Annotated in this window: 17 protein-coding genes; 5 read left to right on the forward strand and 12 right to left on the reverse strand. The window is 43.2% G+C overall.

What is annotated here, in order from left to right; translation table 11 throughout:
- Positions 1 to 4: 4 nt before the first annotated feature.
- From IE164_RS15270 to IE164_RS15310, 9 genes are all read right to left on the reverse strand, one after another.
- A complete protein-coding gene (locus IE164_RS15270; RefSeq protein ID WP_189631117.1) occupies positions 5 to 316 on the reverse strand; it encodes an NAD(P) transhydrogenase subunit alpha part 2 in 312 nt (103 codons plus the stop codon).
- A 3-nt stretch (positions 317 to 319) separates the two neighbouring features.
- On the reverse strand, positions 320 to 1,456 hold the full coding sequence (locus IE164_RS15275) for a Re/Si-specific NAD(P)(+) transhydrogenase subunit alpha (RefSeq protein WP_189631118.1): 1,137 nt from the start codon (positions 1,454 to 1,456) through the stop codon (positions 320 to 322).
- Between the two features lie 126 nt (positions 1,457 to 1,582).
- The gene (locus tag IE164_RS15280) at positions 1,583 to 2,554 is read right to left on the reverse strand and encodes a c-type cytochrome (RefSeq protein WP_189631119.1); all 972 of its coding nucleotides are present in this window, start codon (positions 2,552 to 2,554) and stop codon (positions 1,583 to 1,585) included.
- Between the two features lie 102 nt (positions 2,555 to 2,656).
- Entirely contained in the window at positions 2,657 to 3,109 is a 453-nt protein-coding gene (locus IE164_RS15285; protein WP_189631120.1) for a VOC family protein, read from the reverse strand.
- Positions 3,110 to 3,717: 608 nt separating this feature from the next.
- Complete coding sequence (locus IE164_RS15290; protein ID WP_189631121.1) at positions 3,718 to 5,979, reverse strand: aconitate hydratase; 2,262 nt, start codon at positions 5,977 to 5,979, stop codon at positions 3,718 to 3,720.
- Between the two features lie 109 nt (positions 5,980 to 6,088).
- Positions 6,089 to 6,835: a hypothetical protein gene (locus IE164_RS15295; RefSeq protein WP_189631122.1), complete on the reverse strand. Its 747-nt coding sequence runs from the start codon at positions 6,833 to 6,835 to the stop codon at positions 6,089 to 6,091.
- A gap of 3 nt (positions 6,836 to 6,838) precedes the next feature.
- On the reverse strand, positions 6,839 to 8,188 hold the full coding sequence (locus tag IE164_RS15300; RefSeq protein WP_189631123.1) for a short-chain fatty acid transporter: 1,350 nt from the start codon (positions 8,186 to 8,188) through the stop codon (positions 6,839 to 6,841).
- 40 nt (positions 8,189 to 8,228) lie between these two features.
- Positions 8,229 to 8,708: a DUF2628 domain-containing protein gene (locus tag IE164_RS15305; RefSeq protein WP_189631124.1), complete on the reverse strand. Its 480-nt coding sequence runs from the start codon at positions 8,706 to 8,708 to the stop codon at positions 8,229 to 8,231.
- 8 nt (positions 8,709 to 8,716) lie between these two features.
- Complete coding sequence (locus IE164_RS15310) at positions 8,717 to 9,724, reverse strand: acyl-CoA reductase (protein WP_189631125.1); 1,008 nt, start codon at positions 9,722 to 9,724, stop codon at positions 8,717 to 8,719.
- 145 nt (positions 9,725 to 9,869) lie between these two features.
- Between IE164_RS15310 and IE164_RS15315 the strand changes: the two genes are divergently transcribed.
- Positions 9,870 to 10,214, forward strand: coding sequence for a 4Fe-4S binding protein (locus IE164_RS15315; RefSeq protein ID WP_189631126.1), 345 nt, complete (start codon positions 9,870 to 9,872; stop codon positions 10,212 to 10,214).
- 216 nt (positions 10,215 to 10,430) lie between these two features.
- Positions 10,431 to 11,309, forward strand: a complete 879-nt coding sequence (locus IE164_RS15320; protein ID WP_189631127.1) for a mechanosensitive ion channel family protein — start codon at positions 10,431 to 10,433, stop codon at positions 11,307 to 11,309.
- 54 nt (positions 11,310 to 11,363) lie between these two features.
- Here the strand turns inward: IE164_RS15320 and IE164_RS15325 are convergent, their stop codons facing one another.
- Positions 11,364 to 12,071 carry a hypothetical protein gene (locus IE164_RS15325; RefSeq protein WP_189631128.1) on the reverse strand — a complete coding sequence of 236 codons (708 nt, stop codon included), beginning with the start codon at positions 12,069 to 12,071 and terminating at the stop codon, positions 11,364 to 11,366.
- A 22-nt stretch (positions 12,072 to 12,093) separates the two neighbouring features.
- Entirely contained in the window at positions 12,094 to 12,999 is a 906-nt protein-coding gene (locus IE164_RS15330; protein WP_189631129.1) for a DUF58 domain-containing protein, read from the reverse strand.
- A gap of 165 nt (positions 13,000 to 13,164) precedes the next feature.
- On the opposite strand from IE164_RS15330, the gene IE164_RS15335 reads away from it, so the two are divergent.
- The 3 genes from IE164_RS15335 (at position 13,165) to IE164_RS15345 (ending at position 15,665) form a co-directional block, all read left to right on the forward strand.
- Positions 13,165 to 13,497 carry a DUF3276 family protein gene (locus IE164_RS15335; protein ID WP_189631130.1) on the forward strand — a complete coding sequence of 111 codons (333 nt, stop codon included), beginning with the start codon at positions 13,165 to 13,167 and terminating at the stop codon, positions 13,495 to 13,497.
- Between the two features lie 121 nt (positions 13,498 to 13,618).
- Complete coding sequence (gene ychF / locus IE164_RS15340) at positions 13,619 to 14,716, forward strand: redox-regulated ATPase YchF (protein ID WP_189631131.1); 1,098 nt, start codon at positions 13,619 to 13,621, stop codon at positions 14,714 to 14,716.
- A 130-nt stretch (positions 14,717 to 14,846) separates the two neighbouring features.
- A complete protein-coding gene (locus IE164_RS15345) occupies positions 14,847 to 15,665 on the forward strand; it encodes a CRISPR-associated endoribonuclease Cas6 (protein WP_189631132.1) in 819 nt (272 codons plus the stop codon).
- Here IE164_RS15345 and IE164_RS15350 read toward each other — a convergent pair.
- Positions 15,655 to 16,842 carry a type IX secretion system plug protein gene (locus IE164_RS15350; protein ID WP_189631133.1) on the reverse strand — a complete coding sequence of 396 codons (1,188 nt, stop codon included), beginning with the start codon at positions 16,840 to 16,842 and terminating at the stop codon, positions 15,655 to 15,657. The two genes, IE164_RS15345 and IE164_RS15350, sit on opposite strands and share 11 nt — an antisense overlap.
- Positions 16,843 to 16,946 lie beyond the last annotated feature (104 nt).

Here is a 16,946-nt window from a genome sequence, read left to right on the forward strand (position 1 = left end):
GGCTTTACTTCTCCTTTTTCTTAAACATTTCCAGCATTCGGTTGGTCACCACAAAACCGCCAACCACATTGAGCGTTCCTAGTACCACCGCAAAAAAGCCCAGAATCAAGGCGAGATAATTAGTTGGGTGGGCCTCCAGCATAATGATGATGGAGCCGATAATGACCACTCCATGAATGGCGTTGGCTCCAGACATCAAAGGCGTATGCAGTACGGCCGGAACATTGGATATGACTTCGATTCCAAGGAATATGGAGACGATAATGAGAAAAATGAATTCCCTGTTTTCAACAAACAGTTGTAGTATGTTTACCATGGCTTAGGCAGTTTCAGTTTGAAAAAGGATGTTTTTAACACGTGGACTCATCACCTCACCGGCATGAGTCACACAGGTATTGGCCAGAATATCGTCTTCCCAATTGAGATTGAGGTTTCCTTCTGCATCAATAAGCAGCTTCAGGAAGTTGACCATGTTCTTACCATACATTTTGCTGGCATCGAGCGGCATGGTGGACGCCAAATTGGAATTACCGATAATGGTAACGCCATGTTTTTGCACCACTCGGTCGTTTTCAGTCAACTCGCAATTACCTCCAGTTGAAGCCGCTAAATCTACAATCACAGAGCCTTCAGCCATATTTTGAACTGTTTCTTGTGTGATTAAAACTGGTGCTTTTCTTCCCGGAATCTGTGCGGTACAGATAATGATATTGGCTTTGGCGGCATGTTCCTGAATCAGTGCCTGCTGTTTAGCTTTATATTCTTCCGATTGTTCTACTGCATAGCCTCCGGCCGATTTATCGTCAGTTGCGCCTTCAACCTTCACAAATTTGGCCCCCAAGCTTTTTACTTCTTCTTCGGCTGCGGTTCTTACATCGAAGGCCTCCACTACAGCACCTAATCTGCGGGCAGTGGCGATGGCCTGAAGACCAGCTACACCAGCGCCTAACACTAAGACCTTGGAAGGAATAATACTTCCTGCGGCAGTCATAAACATAGGGAAGAAGCGGGGAGAATTGGAGGCTGCTAAAAGCACTGCCTTGTAACCTGCTACGGTAGCCATGGAGGAGAGCACATCCATAGACTGTGCCCTGGTGGTTCTCGGCACATTGTCCATGCTAAAGCTCGTGAACTGTAAAGACATGAGTTTTTCTACCAGCTGTTTATTCGATAATGGCTGAAAAACAGACATCAAAACCTGTCCGGCTTTCAGGTCTTCAAGCTCCGAATCGGTAGGAGGGTTAATGCCTAAAACAAGATCAGCGCTAAGGACATCCCTGCGCTGACCAATTTTTGCTCCTGCCTTTTCGAACTCAGAATCGGTTGTAAAGGCAGCCGTACCTGCCTGAGACTCTACGATGAGTTCTACATTAAGAGCAATAAGGGTTTTAACATTTTCCGGTAGAAGAGCCACTCGGTTTTCACCTGATGGTTCTTTCAATAGACCTATGATCATAGCGGTTTTTAGAATTAAAAATCCCTATGAAGATAAAAGTTTTTAGGGCTTTTGAAAATGAGGCTTATGTACCCGATTGAAAATAGTCCCTCTGAAAATGAGTGGCTTAGCCTGTTGCATACGGCCTTAGTCATTCATTTGCTCATATTTGACTACGGTTTTTTCTATGGCAGGCACGGTTTTCAGGTAAGCATAAATGGCTTTAAGGTCTACCGTATCCATACCGGCATACATGCTCCAGGGCATTATGGTATTCATGTCTCCCTGACTGAGTGTGTAGGCATTGTTTTCGTAGTTTTTAAATTTGGCTATAAACATTTCTTCGGTCCACTGGCCCAAACCTGTGCTATGAGGCGTAATGTTTGGGGTTCTCATGATTACGCCTCCAGGCATTAAAAACTCTCGTCCACCACTAAAAGCCTGCTCAGCAACAATTTGCCCTTTTTCTACTGGGGTATGACACTCCATACATGCTGCGAATGTAGCCATATACTTACCATAAGCAATTTCATCGGTTCTCTGAGGGCGAGGTTGTGGTGATGCATTTACGGGAATTGTCTTTAGAATAAGGCTGAAAGGAAAATCGGCCTTAGAGTCTGGGATTTGACTTTCTACTGGTGGAAGACTACGTAAATAGGCTATGATGGCATGAATATCGTCTTCAGCCATTTGACCATAATAAGGGTAAGGCATAATGGGGAATAGGGCTTTGTTTTCTTTGGTAACTCCTGTGGTAATAACCCGGAAGAGTTCGCCATCGGTATACCGGCTTATACCAAAAGGAGTGATGTTTTTAGCATAGAAAACTCCCGGCATGCCCATGGTTTGATCGAACCGGTCGCCACCTGCACCTTCGGTGCCTGGGGTTGGTGGCCCGGAATACCTGGAGAAATCTCTTTGTGAGTGACAGTCCATGCATAAGGCCACATGGTTGGCCAGGTATTCTCCCCGTGCGATAAGCTCCGGTGTTGGATTCACCGTGAGTTCGGGGGCAGGGTCCACTTTTGGGTAGGTAAAGTTGAGGTAGGCAAAGGCTAAAACCACCAGGATAACCACGGAGGCAAGCACAAAAACTGTGATTCTCGTTAACTTTCTCATTTGGTTGAAGATTGATTAAAAAATTGAATATGAGTAAGTTAAGGTTTTTTATTGTGAATTAATAGTGCTTGCCGGCTTCGGCCATTGCTCCACAGTTATTGTCTATCCTTCATGGGCCTGTACAAGCGGTTGAATCAAAATTTTCTTCATGCCCATTAATGCCTGCATTACCCGGTTTCTTTGTGCTTCTGTACCGGTTTTCATTAGGCTCATCAACTGGCTTGGCACTACCTGCCATGATAAACCAAAAGGGTCTTTGCACCATCCGCACATGCTTTCCTGACCTCCGTTTTGAGTAAGGCGGTTCCAAAAATGATCTACTTCGGTTTGACTGTCGCAAAGAATCAAAAATGAAACAGATTCATTGAAGGTAAATTTTGGCCCTCCGTTTAACGCTATAAATTTTAAGTTCTCTAATTCAAACTCTACGATCATACCGGAATCGGATATTACTTTGGAACGATCGAACAGCGTGCAGTAAAAGTCGGCTGCTTCTCTGGCTTGGTCATTGAACCATAGGTAAGGAGTGATTTTTTGAGTAACAATTTTTGACATGCTATAATGTGTTAAATGGAAAATAATGAGGAACCTCTGATAGGTCTTATGCAAAAGTCATAATTGTAAGGTGTTTCCGTTGCTGTCATATGCGGCACATTAAGGGTGTGTTTGCGACAGAGAATGTTTCAGGCTGAGTATTATTCCTACTTACCCGTCTCACCGCTTTGAGCGGTCGGACGGTTGTTGAATATTTCTGAAAGTATTGGAGTTGTGTTTTCCTCATAGTCCTCATCGAGAGACTATGAGGGGGGGATGTGTATGGCTTTTCTGGAGGGGTAATTCTATACTGTTCTTACTTACCGGTCTGACCGCTCGAAGAGGTCGGACGGCTGCTGAATATTTCTGAAAGTATTGCCGTTGTGTTTTCCTCATAGTCCTCATTGAGAGACTATGAGGGGTGAAGAATAATAGAGTATTGATGAATCAACCTTGGGGGGAGTTCATAAAAAAGGCTGTTGCGAAAGCGCTGGAGTTCGTCACTCTGAATTTATGTCAGAACCCGGGTGAATGGTCAATCAATCACTTACAGATCCTGAAACAAGTTCAGGGTGACATTCAGCTAACTTTCGCGACAGCCTCTTTAAAATAAATTTGGCCTTGTCGGCTTATTTGTTTTGCTCCTTGATCAGATTAAGCGCAGAACCAGCTCTGAACCAACCAATCTGGGCTTCGTTGTAGGTATGGTTGGCCACAATCACATCTTTGCTGCCATCGGCATGAACAAATTCTATGTTCAATGGCTTGCCTTCGCTAAACTGATCCAGGTCCAGGAAGTTGATGGTATCATCTTCCTGTACTTTATCATAGTCGGCTTCGTTGGCAAAAGTCAGGGCCAGCATACCTTGCTTTTTAAGGTTGGTTTCGTGAATACGGGCAAATGATTTTACCAATACTGCTTTTACACCAAGGTGACGAGGCTCCATGGCCGCATGTTCGCGAGAAGAGCCTTCTCCATAGTTGTGGTCTCCCACAACAATAGTAGGAATGCCCTCAGCTTTATATTGTCGCTGTGTGGCAGGCACCGGGCCATATTCACCAGTAAGTTGGTTCTTTACCTTGTTGGTTTCTTTATTAAATGCATTTACGGCACCAATCAGGCAGTTGTCTGAGATATTGTCCAGATGACCTCTAAACCTCAACCATGGACCAGCCATTGAAATGTGGTCAGTTGTACACTTACCAAAGGCTTTAATCAGTAATTTGGCGCCAGTGATGTTCTTACCATCCCAAGGTTTGAAAGGCTCCAGAAGTTGAAGTCTTTTAGAGTCAGGACGAACAACCACTTCAATATTGCTGCCATCTTCTGCCGGAGCCTGATAGCCATTGTCCTCTACTGCAAAGCCTTTGCTTGGAAGCTCTTCACCCACTGGTGGGTCCAGTTTAACCTGTTCGCCTTTTTCGTTGGTAAGAGTATCGGTAATGGGGTTGAAGCCTAAGTCGCCTGATATAGCAATAGCAGCTACCATTTCCGGTGAGGTAACAAAGGCATGGGTATTAGGGTTGCCATCGGCTCTCTTAGAGAAGTTTCTGTTAAAAGAGTGCACAATGGTATTTACTCGGGTATTGTCTCCTGATCTTTCCCACTGACCAATACATGGGCCACAGGCATTGGTAAATATGGTGGCATCCAGGTCTTCAAAGATTTTCAGAAGTCCGTCTCTTTCTGCCGTGTACCTTACCTGCTCGGAGCCAGGGTTAATACCAAAGTCTGCTTTGGTCTTTAGCCCTTTTTCTACGGCTTGTTTGGCAATAGAAGAGGCCCGGGAAAGATCTTCGTAAGAAGAGTTGGTGCATGAACCTATAAGACCCCATTCTACTTTGGTGGGCCAGCCGTTTTTCTCGGCTTCTTCACGCATTTTAGAAACCGGAGTGGCACGATCCGGAGTAAAAGGACCATTTACGTGCGGTTCTAGCGTGCTTAGGTCAATTTCTATAACCTGATCGAAATATTGTTCAGGATTGGCATATACCTCATCGTCACCAGTAAGGTGCTCTCTTACCTGATTGGCCATTTCAGCCACATCAGCCCGGTCTGTAGAGCGCAGATACCTTTCCATGGAATCGTCATAACCAAAAGTAGAGGTGGTTGCTCCAATCTCAGCACCCATGTTACAAATGGTGCCTTTTCCGGTTGCTGAAAGGCTTTTGGCACCTTCGCCAAAGTATTCGAGAATGCAACCCGTACCACCTTTTACGGTAAGAATGCCCGCTACTTTAAGAATTACATCTTTTGGCGCAGTCCAGCCGTTCATTTTGCCGGTTAGTTTTACTCCAATGAGCTTAGGGAATTTAAGCTCCCAGGGCATTCCGGCCATTACGTCTACGGCATCGGCACCGCCAACACCTATGGCTACCATGCCCAAACCACCTGCGTTTACAGTGTGAGAGTCGGTTCCAATCATCATTCCTCCAGGGAATGCATAGTTTTCTAAAACAACCTGGTGAATAATTCCGGCTCCGGGTTTCCAGAAGCCAATACCATATTTATTAGACACAGACTCAAGGAAGTTGAACACTTCTCCTGAAGCAGTGAGTGAATTTCTTAAATCTTCTTCGGCACCTTGTTTAGCCAAAATGAGGTGGTCGCAATGCACGGTAGAGGGTACCGATACTTTGGCTTTACCAGCTTGCATAAACTGTAAAAGAGCCATTTGTGCTGTGGCATCTTGCATGGCCACCCGGTCAGGAGCAAAGTTTACATAAGACTTACCTCTCTCGTATGCCTCAGTAGCGTTTCCATCCCACAAGTGTGAATACAAAATTTTCTCAGCCAGGGTAAGTGGTTTACCCACAGATTTTCTGGCTGCTTCTATACGAGAAGGCATCTTCTCGTAAACAGCCTTAATCATATCAATGTCAAAAGCCATGAAAAATATTTTTAAATGATTAGTTCTATTAGATAACTATCTAGGGGCCGCTAAGTTATCAAAAATCGAAGAATTGAGTATGCCTCAGAGGTATTTGTTGGAGCAGAACTTATGTCTTTGCTCTAATTTCTTCCTTCAGTAGGCTAATGAGTATTTCAAGGCTTCTTTGTACCGGGTTTTCAAAGTAGATGGTATGCTTGAGACGGTTGTACCTGAGGTAAACCAAATCCAAGAACTGACGGTCGTTGAGCAATACCCGAATAATCCGATCCACCTGTTGTTCGGAGATGTTAATTTCATCCATATCCTCCATGGGCTCCAGCAAAGAAAGCACCTGTTTTTGAAGCAAGTATGGTTCTAGTTTATCTTCGATGAGGCGTCTTTCTACATTTTCGGTAATGGGGGCGCGGGCGAGTCGTCCCTTGTATCGGATAATGGTTTTACGAATGGTGTCCGACTCTATTAGGCGGAGATTGCCCGAACTGGTCAGATCCTGATAAACCACATCGGACGGTGAGAAAATACGGTTGATGAGCAATTCTTTTACGGCCATTCTCAGGGTGTCTTCGGCTACTTGCCGATTGGCTGTTTCCAGTAATTTTCCAAAGAGTACAAGCTGATGCTTACGCGTTTGCTGATCGGCCCTGAGCTCTTCCAAATTGGTCATAGCTTCCTCCATCAGTTCCTGAAGGTACTTTTTTTCCAGTGCCTTTTGCTCCTTTCTTTCTCCATACTTATCGAGCGCAAAGGCCAGGTAAATACCCACTACAATAATCAATAGTTCTACCACTATTTTTCCCATGCCTCTGAAAGAAAACCTGGGAGCTTCGCCTTCCAGTCTGTATTTGTTTGCCATGTATCAGAAAATCAATAGGTTGCTTATAAATATAAGCATTCCGAGCATCATCACTAAAACGCTGTAAGGAAGAATATCTTTTGCTTTAAGTTGAGTGATGCCCAAAAGGGGTAGAGCCCAGAAGGGTTGGAGCATGTTGGTCAACTGATCTCCATAGGAGAGAGCCATAATGATTTTAGGTATAGAAACTCCTAATGCTTCGGCTGCTTCGGTCACTATTGGTCCCTGAACAGCCCATTGTCCGCCACCACTTGGCACAAACACATTGACAATGCCGGCACTAATAAAGGTAAAGATGGGAAGGGTGGTTTGGTTGGAAATAGCCACAAAGGCGTAAGAGATTTCAGCTCCTAATCCCGAGTACTTCATAATGCCCATTATGCCCGCATACAGGGGGAATTGAATAAGGATGCCCGAGGCACCACCAATAGCTTTTTGTATGGCTGTTAGGAAATTGGAAAAGCTACCGTGCATCATCAGGCCCAGGCCGAATAATAAAAAGTTAATGTAATTAAGGTCAATAAAGCCTAACCCCGATCCGGAAGGGGTGTTCCAGGCCTGACGAATGGCTATAAAACATATGAGTAAACCTAGGCCAATGGCCGGAAACCTGGCATGGTCTAGCTTCTCGGCTCCAACGGCTTCGGTGGTCAATTTTTGACTCTTCTTAGATTGGCTTTTAAGTTTATTAAAGGTTCTGTGTGGCGACAAACGTCCGAGCAGATACAGAAACCCGGGAATAAGCACAATAAGGCAGAGACTTGTACTAATATTCATTGTGGAAAGGAGCGTTTCCTCAATGCCTATCACACCGATTTGGTTGACTAAAAAATGACTTTTACCCGATACGGTGAGTGGTGCCGACCCGGAAAGCCCGCCATGCCAGCACATCATGCCGGCATAACCGGCCGCCCCAATGAGCGGATAGTTCAATGGCTGACCCAGCTCTTGGGATCTTTCGGCCACTTTTCGCGCAAAAATTGCCCCAAATACCAAACACAAGCCCCAATTGAAGAAGCTGAGCAGAATTGTAATCAGGCCAACAATCATGGCAGCAGTGGCTGTAGTATGGCAATAGCGAGTAAGGAGATTAATGAGCCGGTTGAACAGAGGGGTTAAAGCGAGAGCATGGCCAAGAATAAGAATGAGGGCCATTTGCATGGTAAAGGCCAGTAGCTCCCAAAAACCGGTTTGCCAATATTCCAATAGCTTTATTGGGTAAGATGATACTGCATTTTCCGGCCTTTGAGTAAAAATGAGTGCCAAACCGTAAACTAAAACGGTAAGTAAAACAGCTATGGCAAACGGGGAAGGGAAAAGATGATAAAAGAGTTTCCTAAATCTTTGGCTCATACCTAAAGATGCAAATTCCGGGGATTTTTATTATTGAAATTCAGAATAAGAAGTATGTAGCGTTCAGCCAGGCGAAAATAACCATCCCAACCGCCAGCAGCAGAGCACTGACTATACTAGTGCCTCCTTGTTTTCTGAGATATTTTTTGGCTTCCTCGTCTTCCTGAATCTGGATATTGTCAATTACCTTGATTGCTTTGGCTAAGTATAATCTATTGAAAATGAATCCCGAGACAGTTGCGAACAGAAATGTCATAAAGATATTATATCCGGTATCATGCATAAAAGTTAAGTTGAACGTAGTAGCTATGTTCAATGAAAGAATTTGTTCAGTATAGATCAGAATCAAGAGAATAACCCCCTCTTTGTACATTTTCCGGTAAAAGAAATATACTCCCCCTAATAAAAATGAGGGGAGGTTAAAGGTGTATCTATTCCCCTCTTTAAACTCACGGAGCTTGTTCAAAAAATACGCCCTACTATTAGCGAAGTATATAGAATAAAGTTGATCCTTGTTCATGGATTGGATTACAAGCTTGCCAAAAACTCCAGCGTATCAACCCCATCGGCATAATCCCACAGCTCAGGGCATTGGGCAGTGCCAAAGGGTAAGCTGCCTTCGTACCATCCATCTTTAGCAACCATACACTGGATTTTATCTTGTTGAGCTGAAAGCTTTAGTGATAGCTCGGCTTCAGAAGCGTATGATTCGTAAAAAACCACCGAAATAGGAGAGACCAGTTCAGAGCTCTCTCGCATAAGAAAGAAGCCCGAGTCGAGATGTGGCTCCTTGTTTACCAAATACACGGACTTATTGTAGTCATAATTGTTCTGGTATTTGTGATGACTCAATACATTCTCGTGAGTGTCTTGCGCAGCAATAAACTGAGTGAGGTCAAATGATTTAGGACAATAAATCTTAGCCACATTTCTACAGCCAAGCCCGTAGTAGGTAAAAATGTCCAGACCAAGGTTCTGGAGATCGGTGGTTGTTTCTTCTCCGTTCAATAGGCCAACCGATACCCTGTTTTGCCGAATAATGTGAGGGTGTTTAGCAAAGTAATGTTTGAAATACCGAGCTGTATTGTCCGAACCGGTAGCAATTACAGCTTCTATATCATTTAGCCGATCAACTTCCGCAAGTTGACTTTTTAGCTCAGGTTCCAGATCAATAAGCGTTTGCAATGCGGCTTTCATCAATACAGCATCTTGCGATGAGTATTTCACACAAGCCTTGTGTCCGCTTATAATTACCGAGAGTACATCGTGCAAGCCCACTAAAGGAATATTGCCGGCTAGTACAAGACCAACCTTTCTGGGGTTTTTAGACCAATTATAGCCCTTTATCCAGTGACCGATCTTTTCTTCGGTGAGAGCCTCGCCCCAGGCATTAAAGGCCTTTTGAATATTGTCTTTAGTGAACCAATTGTTTTGGTTTATAGCCACCTGGCAAAGGTTTGAGAACTCTTCCGGGGTTATTGTTTTGAACCAATTTCCCAAATTTGCCAGTGCTGTTGCTCTTCTTTCTATACTCATTTCCATAATTGTGCCCCAAAAATACAAGCTAAGTTTGCGCCTGAGAACTATTACCTATTACTTTTGCGGCAAATATTTTTAGAAACCTGAAACTTAGCCAACAAATAATTGTTGCACTAAGGACTACCAATAAAATTAGAGCACTATGGCCATAATGATTACAGACGAATGCATTAACTGCGGTGCATGCGAACCTGAATGCCCCAATACAGCGATATATGAAGGAGGAATGGAGTGGACCTGGGCCGGAGGAACTGACCTGAAAGAGGTAGAAATGGAAGATGGCACTGTGGTAGACGCCAACGAACCACAAGAGCCCATTTCAGATGAGTTTTATTATATCGTATCAGGCAAGTGTACAGAATGTACCGGATTCCACGAGGAACCACAGTGTGCAGCTGTGTGTCCGGTAGATTGTTGTGTGGATGACCCTGATTACAGAGAAACCCAGGAAGAGTTGGAAGCCAAGAAAGAATGGCTACACGTGTAGTACCAAACTCATTATGAAAGCATTAAAAAAAGGCCTCAACAGAGGCCTTTTTTCGTATAGGTCTACTTTATTTAATCATATAGATGTAACTAGACCACTTGAGCAACAAGCATTGCCTTTACCAACGGTGACAGCATGTCGAATCATACGCTATGCGACTTAAGTAAGTAATCCGGTTTTATTATTAAGACTCGCAATTCTTTATAACTTATGGCTATGGAAGTGTCTCAACTTACGAATTGGCTTTCGGAGCCTCTTGCAAAACGCTTTTTGTTGCTGCTGGTAGCCTTTATCCTGGTTATGCTGGTGGCAAGGTTTCTTAAACGAGTGCTTTCACGCTATGTAAGCGATAAGAGTACGCGCTATCAGGCTAAAAAACTGGTAACCCTATTGGGTTATATTGTTTTTGCCCTCAGTGGCATGCTCATTTTCAATTACAAGCTTTCTAACATTACACTGGCTGTAGGTTTGGCCGGAGCAGGTATTGCCTTTGCCCTGCAAGAAGTAATAATGAGTATTGCAGGCTTTTTGGTCATTCTTTCCGGTAAATATTTCAAAGTAGGAGACCGCGTACAAATGGGGGGAGTGAAGGGAGATGTAGTAGATATTGGCGTATTGCGCACTACACTTATGGAGATTGGCGACTGGGTAGATGGTGATCTTTACAATGGAAAAATGGTGCGATTGACCAATAGCTATTTATTCAAGGAGCCGGTTTATAACTATTCGGGAGATTTTCCCTTTTTGTGGGACGAGATTAAAATTCCGGTGCGTACTGATAGCGATCAAGAATATTTTAAAGGTGTGCTGAATCAAATACTCGATGAGGTGGTGGGTGATTTTAGTCGTGACTCACAGGCCTCGTGGGATAAACTAACCGGGCAGCTTTATGTGGAGAAGGCCCAAATTCCTCCAATGATTACTTTCTCTTTCGATGAAAATTGGAGCACCTACACCCTTCGTTATGTGGTAGATTTTAAAAAGAGAAGAACCACCAAAAACCTCATCTACGAAAAGGTACACAAGGCTATTCTTCAGAGTGGAGGCAAGGTTTCGTTGGCAGGAAGTAGCCTGGAAGTAACTCTGACCAAATAAGTCCCATCCGGTATGTATTGAAATTTAGTGATAACGTAAACTGCCCCGCTGCGTCTAGTTTGAGGTAATTACGATGGCTTCGTTTAGGCCGGTTTCCGGGGTCAGAGTGAGGCCATACGTGTTTTTGAGCGCAAGTAATAGAGCCTCCGTGTCTCCGTTTGGTAATTCTATGTCTAATTTAAGGTCTAATTTGGGCACATCCCCCCTGATTGGTGTATCGACTATTTTTTCGAGAAATAAGATGAAGTTATCCAGGCTACCAATAAACCTCACTCTTTTGGGGTGTGTAGAAGATAATTGATCAATTTCCGGGTGTACGTTTTTCGCCTGATGTAGAAGATAACTGTCCGACACTGCAAGACTATAAAACGATTGTTTTCTGTTTTCAATCTTCCACTTAAAATCGGCTTTTTCAGCCATGAAATTCAAAATATCTTCGCTTAAGTCAGAAATTTGGGGTGAGGGGTAATTGGTCACCTTCAGGTTGAAGTGATAGCGATCAGGTAAACTCTCAATTACCACCACTTTCTCAGGATTAAAAGATTCCACCACTTCTTTTAAATTACCAAGTCGTTGAAATAAAAGCTCTCCATCAGCTGTGCCAGACGATTTTGAGGTAGAGTGGTTTTTACTTTCTATTACCAACTCTATTTTGGCATCACCTTTATCTTTAAGCACTTTTTGCCATTCAGAGATTGAATAGGGAGTATTGCAGGCAATCAATAGAAGAATTATGGAGAACAGTATTAGTGTGTTTTTCATGTGCTAAATATTGGTATTCTATTCAAGTCATTTTTTGACGCTTTATCAAGTAAGCTTTAAGTATCTGGTCAAATCCCTGATTGATGTCGGCTGTGATCAGGTCAATTTTTAGTTTGGCACATTTGAGATAAAGTTCATGGTAATAGTTGTCCATTTGCTCACGGAAAGCCTTTTTGATGGAAGCCGGGTTAAGTTTAACTCTTTCACTAGTCTCTGCATCGATAAACTCATAGGGGCGGTCTTCAAAGTCAAAATCCAACTCAGTTCTATGGTCTGTTACGTGAAAAAGCAGAACTTCATGCTTTCTATGTTTAAGGTGTTGCAGCGCGGCCATTAGTTCCTCTTCATTGGCCTCATTGTCGAACATATCGCTAAAAATAACCACGAGCGAACGTCTGTGAATTTTCTGAGCCAATTGATTTAAGATGGCCGCAACGTTAGTCCGTTTTTCGGTTTTGGGCTTGTTCAACAATTCGTTGAGCATTAAAAAGAGTTTATGCACATGAGAGGCCGATGACTTGACGGGAGTTTCCAGTTCCAACTGACTGCTAAAAGTATGTAACCCAACAGCATCGCGCTGCTTGTGTAGCAGGTAGGTGAGTGCGGCCGATGCCAAAACGCTAAATCGCATTTTGCCAAAGTTGGTGTCCGGGTAATACATGGAAGAAGACTGATCGATGACTAACTGGCACCGCAGGTTAGTTTCTTCTTCATAACGTTTGGTATAGAGTCTGTCCGTTTTGGCATACAACTTCCAGTCTATGTGGCGGGTACTTTCCCCGGTGTTGTACAGTCTGTGCTCGGCAAATTCTACCGAAAACCCATGATATGGCGATTTGTGCAAGCCTGTAATAAAGCCCTCAACCATCTGCCTTGCCAGTAATTCTATATTACCAAGATGCTTAATATCTTCTAATGAAAACTGCATAAACTCTGTTTTGCCGTGTATGCCAAAGGTTTAATTTACCATAAGAATCACAAATGGGTTGCGCTTTTTATTTTTACGGTGTTTGCAATAGTAGCTAATATTGGTTTATATTAGGACAGCTATTTTTCGAAAATCAACTGAAACCAAGACTAAATACTTTGAGAAGTGGAAGATAAGGACAGGAATGAGATTTTTTCAAAGAGGGTAAGGGCAGGAAAAAGAACGTATTTTTTTGACATCAAGGCCACTCGATCAAACGACTACTACTTGACCATCACGGAAAGCAAAAGAAAATTTAAAGATGATGGGTTTAGCTATGAAAAACATAAAATATTCCTCTATAAGGAAGATTTTGGGAAGTTCGTAGAAGCACTGAATGAGGCTGTAAGTCACGTAAAAGAAGAATTGCTTCCTGATGTAGACTTTTCTCAATTCGACAGAGAAGAGCTCAGCGTTAACGGAGAAACAGATCATGACAGCGAACTCAGCTGGGACTAATACATCTTCATGCAAAGAAATTAAGGGGCTACGGCCCCTTTTTTATTGGCCCATTCAGTGCAGATTGTATTAATTGCTATCTTTGCCGCTCATTTAAAAACAAGCAATTCTTTAGACAGTTATGGGTTTAAAATGTGGAATTGTTGGGCTTCCCAACGTAGGTAAATCAACCTTATTTAATGCGCTGTCAAGTGCAAAGGCCGAAGCGGCCAACTTTCCATTTTGTACTATAGAACCCAATGTTGGGGTAGTAACCGTGCCCGATGAGCGACTGGAAATCTTGAAAGAGCTTGTGAACCCGCAAAAAGTACTGCCTACGGTAATTGAATTTGTGGACATTGCCGGGCTGGTGAAAGGTGCCAGTAAAGGAGAGGGGCTGGGCAACAAGTTTTTAGCCAACATAAGAGAAGTAGATGCTATTATTCATGTGGTCCGCTGCTTCAAAGATGATAATGTAGTCCATGTGGCCGGTAATGTAGACCCTGTTTTCGATAAAGAGGTTATTGATACCGAGTTGCAGCTCAAGGATCTAGAGTCCATTGATAAGAAAATTCAACGACTGATTAAAATTGCTAAGTCGGGCGATGCTAAAGCCAAGAAAGAGCTGGTTAGTCTTGAGAAATTTAAGGCTGCTTTAGAAGGAGGTGCCAATGCACGTTCGGTAGAAGCCGATGCCGATGAGTTAGCTGCCGTTAAAGACCTTTCTTTGCTCACTATTAAGCCTGTTATTTACGTAGCCAATGTAGAAGAAGCATCTATCCATACCGGAAACGAACATGTAGAAGCACTAAAAAATGCGGTGAAAGACGAAAGCGCAGAGGTGCTCCTTATTTCAGCTTCTATAGAGTCTCAAATTGCAGAATTGGAAGATGCCGATGAAAAGGCCATGTTTTTGGAAGAATATGGCTTGAAGGAGTCGGGGCTCAATAAACTTATTAAGGCTTCTTATTCTCTGCTAAACCTGATTACCTATTTTACTGCAGGAGAGAAAGAGGTAAGGGCATGGACTATTACCAAAGGCTGGAAGGCCCCTCAGGCTGCCGGAGTTATTCATACCGACTTTGAGAAGGGCTTTATTCGCGCTGAGGTTATTAAGCTGGCTGACTATCAGCAGTATAAAACCGAGGTGGCCGTAAAAGAAGCCGGTAAAATGGCGGTAGAAGGTAAAGACTACATTGTGAAAGACGGAGATATTATGCATTTCCGCTTCAATGTGTAAGCCGATCGTATAAATCACTTTATTTTTTTCGTTCAGACTGAACAATCCTATAGGCCATTGAGTTATGGTCATACCGGTTGCATGTCAATGCATTAGGCTTGGAAAGTTTTGTATTTTAAAGTAGAGTGTCGTGAGAGTCAGGGTAATTTTTAAACTTAAAAACCGTGGAGCTTACCTTCCGTTTCATCATCAACACATATTAGCCCAATTCTTAAAAGGAGTGTTGGTAAAAGGAGGGAAAGAAAAATTTATTCATTACGAATTTTTCAATTTTTCAGGACTGAAAGGTCAAACTAAAGTTTCGCGCAATGGGCTGCATTATTATTCCAACTTTGTAACGTTGGTCATTTCTGCTTCCGAGCAGGAGTTTTTAGACTACCTTCTGGAACAAATCTTTGAGTTTGAGGTAATAGAACTTGGTAATTTACAGGTGCTTCCGTTGTTTACTGAGCTGGAAAAACCAATAGAACTGACTGGAGAAAGCAAGTTCATTTGTATATCACCCATAGTTCCGTTTAAGGCGAGGTTTAATGACGAGCGCTCCAAGCGCTTTATTATGCCCGAAACCGATGAGTTTTCAGATCTGCTCTATGAGTCTACCCTTCAGAGGCTAGAGCGTACCGGCAACTACTCTACCAAAGATTTTGAGCGCTTCAAACGCTTTCAGGTAGTGCCCGATATGGATTATATTGAAAGAATGAAAGCCAAAGAAAAGAAGTTTGCGCGTATCTATTCGGTTTTTGAAAATGATGTCAAATATGAGGTGCGCGGATATACCTTGCCTTTTAAACTATATGCCGAAAAAGAGGTGCAGGAATTTATATTCAGTTGTGGCCTGGGCAACTATACCTACAAAGGCTTTGGAATGCTCGATTTGGCCAATGCCGATCCCTTGGAGCGTACCGAGAAGTATCATTTTCAGAAAAACGCCCCAACAGCTACCGCCTAGTGTTGTAGCCCAGCTGCGAATAACCCACCAGGCGGTCGCCACGGCCGCCCATGGGTGAAAAATAAACAAAGACTTCGTAAAGGTTTTCGGTTTCAAAGAAAGAACCGTCTATTCCGAATGGATTAGCTCCTTCTTGGATATAGGAGTAATTATACCATCCTTGCTTCAGTAATATTTCGGCTTCATATGCCTCTTCAACTTCGTTGTATTTCATGAGCGATGCACTGTTTTTTTGCCAGTTATTAAAGGCGCCCACTACGTAGACTTTTTCATCGGATTTGGGAATCTTAAGCATAAAGTTGGTGTAAACATATTCTGCACTTATACCTCCCGATTGTCCCTCCACATCGCGTATGTAGTACTGGCCATTAATGTCCAGGTTTTGCAGGTAGGTGTCGGCCAAAGGGGCGTCTGTTCTCAATTGAGCCACCACACGCCTGTTACTCATGTAAATTTCGTCAACCCTTCTACCTGTAAAAGTGGTGGTGCTCAGGTCGAAGGCTCTGAATTCGTTGGTGCCGGGAAAATCGAATACCTCGTCTAGCCCCTGATACCTTATAAACTGAGCGTTCTCATCGATAAAAGTTGGTGGTAGTTTATAGCGGGTTAAGTCTGGTCGTTGGTTTTGCCGAACCACTATTTTAAACTGTTCTCTTGGGTCTACAGCCTTTAATCCGGCATAGTTGAGGGAGACCTCTATGCGTTGGTTGTTCACCCGGTGGATTTGCTCAGTGGAGCGTTGAACAGAAATTCCTACGGAAGTATTTTCTTCATACACATAAAAGCGCTGGCTGAGTACAAGGTCTTTTTTGTTTCGGTTTCGGTATACCACTGCCAGATAGTTGCCCGATATTTCGAAAGAAGGTATTGTAAACGTGTAATTTACATATTGTTGCTTAGCCTCCTGGCTGAATTCAAAGTCTGTAATTTCGAATTCATTGTAGTTTTTCAGAAACATGTTGGGTCTTAGATTAGAAGGTTCCCAATTAGCGTTGCAGTGTACAAAGTAGACGTAGTAATAATCGGCATCTTCTTTTAAGTCGTCAAAGCTCAACATCAGGTTCGATTGCCCAACTTTGGTTACGGGTGGGGCAATGCTGCTTTGCACATTATTTCCTGCCGGGTTTAGCCTCACCGTTCTTATGTTGGCGTCATAAGTATGGTTATTGTATTGCAAATTTTGTTGAGCCCAAAGCCCCTGGCTGCAGAAGACGAACACAAGGAAGAGAAATCTCACAGACTTTAAAGACATTTGTTGAAGCAAACGAAATTAGGATTAAT

The organism is Roseivirga thermotolerans, from assembly GCF_014653175.1.
GTDB lineage: Bacteria > Bacteroidota > Bacteroidia > Cytophagales > Cyclobacteriaceae > Roseivirga > Roseivirga thermotolerans.

What these genes read in the sequence shown, in the direction of transcription:
- IE164_RS15270 (WP_189631117.1), bottom strand. Translation starts at nt 316, where the DNA reads ATGGTAAACATACTACAACTGTTTGTTGAAAACAGGGAATTCATTTTT.
- IE164_RS15275 (WP_189631118.1), bottom strand. Translation starts at nt 1,456, where the DNA reads ATGATCATAGGTCTATTGAAAGAACCATCAGGTGAAAACCGAGTGGCT.
- IE164_RS15280 (WP_189631119.1), bottom strand. Translation starts at nt 2,554, where the DNA reads ATGAGAAAGTTAACGAGAATCACAGTTTTTGTGCTTGCCTCCGTGGTT.
- IE164_RS15285 (WP_189631120.1), bottom strand. Translation starts at nt 3,109, where the DNA reads ATGTCAAAAATTGTTACTCAAAAAATCACTCCTTACCTATGGTTCAAT.
- IE164_RS15290 (WP_189631121.1), bottom strand. Translation starts at nt 5,979, where the DNA reads ATGGCTTTTGACATTGATATGATTAAGGCTGTTTACGAGAAGATGCCT.
- IE164_RS15295 (WP_189631122.1), bottom strand. Translation starts at nt 6,835, where the DNA reads ATGGCAAACAAATACAGACTGGAAGGCGAAGCTCCCAGGTTTTCTTTC.
- IE164_RS15300 (WP_189631123.1), bottom strand. Translation starts at nt 8,188, where the DNA reads ATGAGCCAAAGATTTAGGAAACTCTTTTATCATCTTTTCCCTTCCCCG.
- IE164_RS15305 (WP_189631124.1), bottom strand. Translation starts at nt 8,708, where the DNA reads ATGAACAAGGATCAACTTTATTCTATATACTTCGCTAATAGTAGGGCG.
- IE164_RS15310 (WP_189631125.1), bottom strand. Translation starts at nt 9,724, where the DNA reads ATGAGTATAGAAAGAAGAGCAACAGCACTGGCAAATTTGGGAAATTGG.
- IE164_RS15315 (WP_189631126.1), top strand. Translation starts at nt 9,870, where the DNA reads ATGGCCATAATGATTACAGACGAATGCATTAACTGCGGTGCATGCGAA.
- IE164_RS15320 (WP_189631127.1), top strand. Translation starts at nt 10,431, where the DNA reads ATGGAAGTGTCTCAACTTACGAATTGGCTTTCGGAGCCTCTTGCAAAA.
- IE164_RS15325 (WP_189631128.1), bottom strand. Translation starts at nt 12,071, where the DNA reads ATGAAAAACACACTAATACTGTTCTCCATAATTCTTCTATTGATTGCC.
- IE164_RS15330 (WP_189631129.1), bottom strand. Translation starts at nt 12,999, where the DNA reads ATGCAGTTTTCATTAGAAGATATTAAGCATCTTGGTAATATAGAATTA.
- ychF (WP_189631131.1), top strand. Translation starts at nt 13,619, where the DNA reads ATGGGTTTAAAATGTGGAATTGTTGGGCTTCCCAACGTAGGTAAATCA.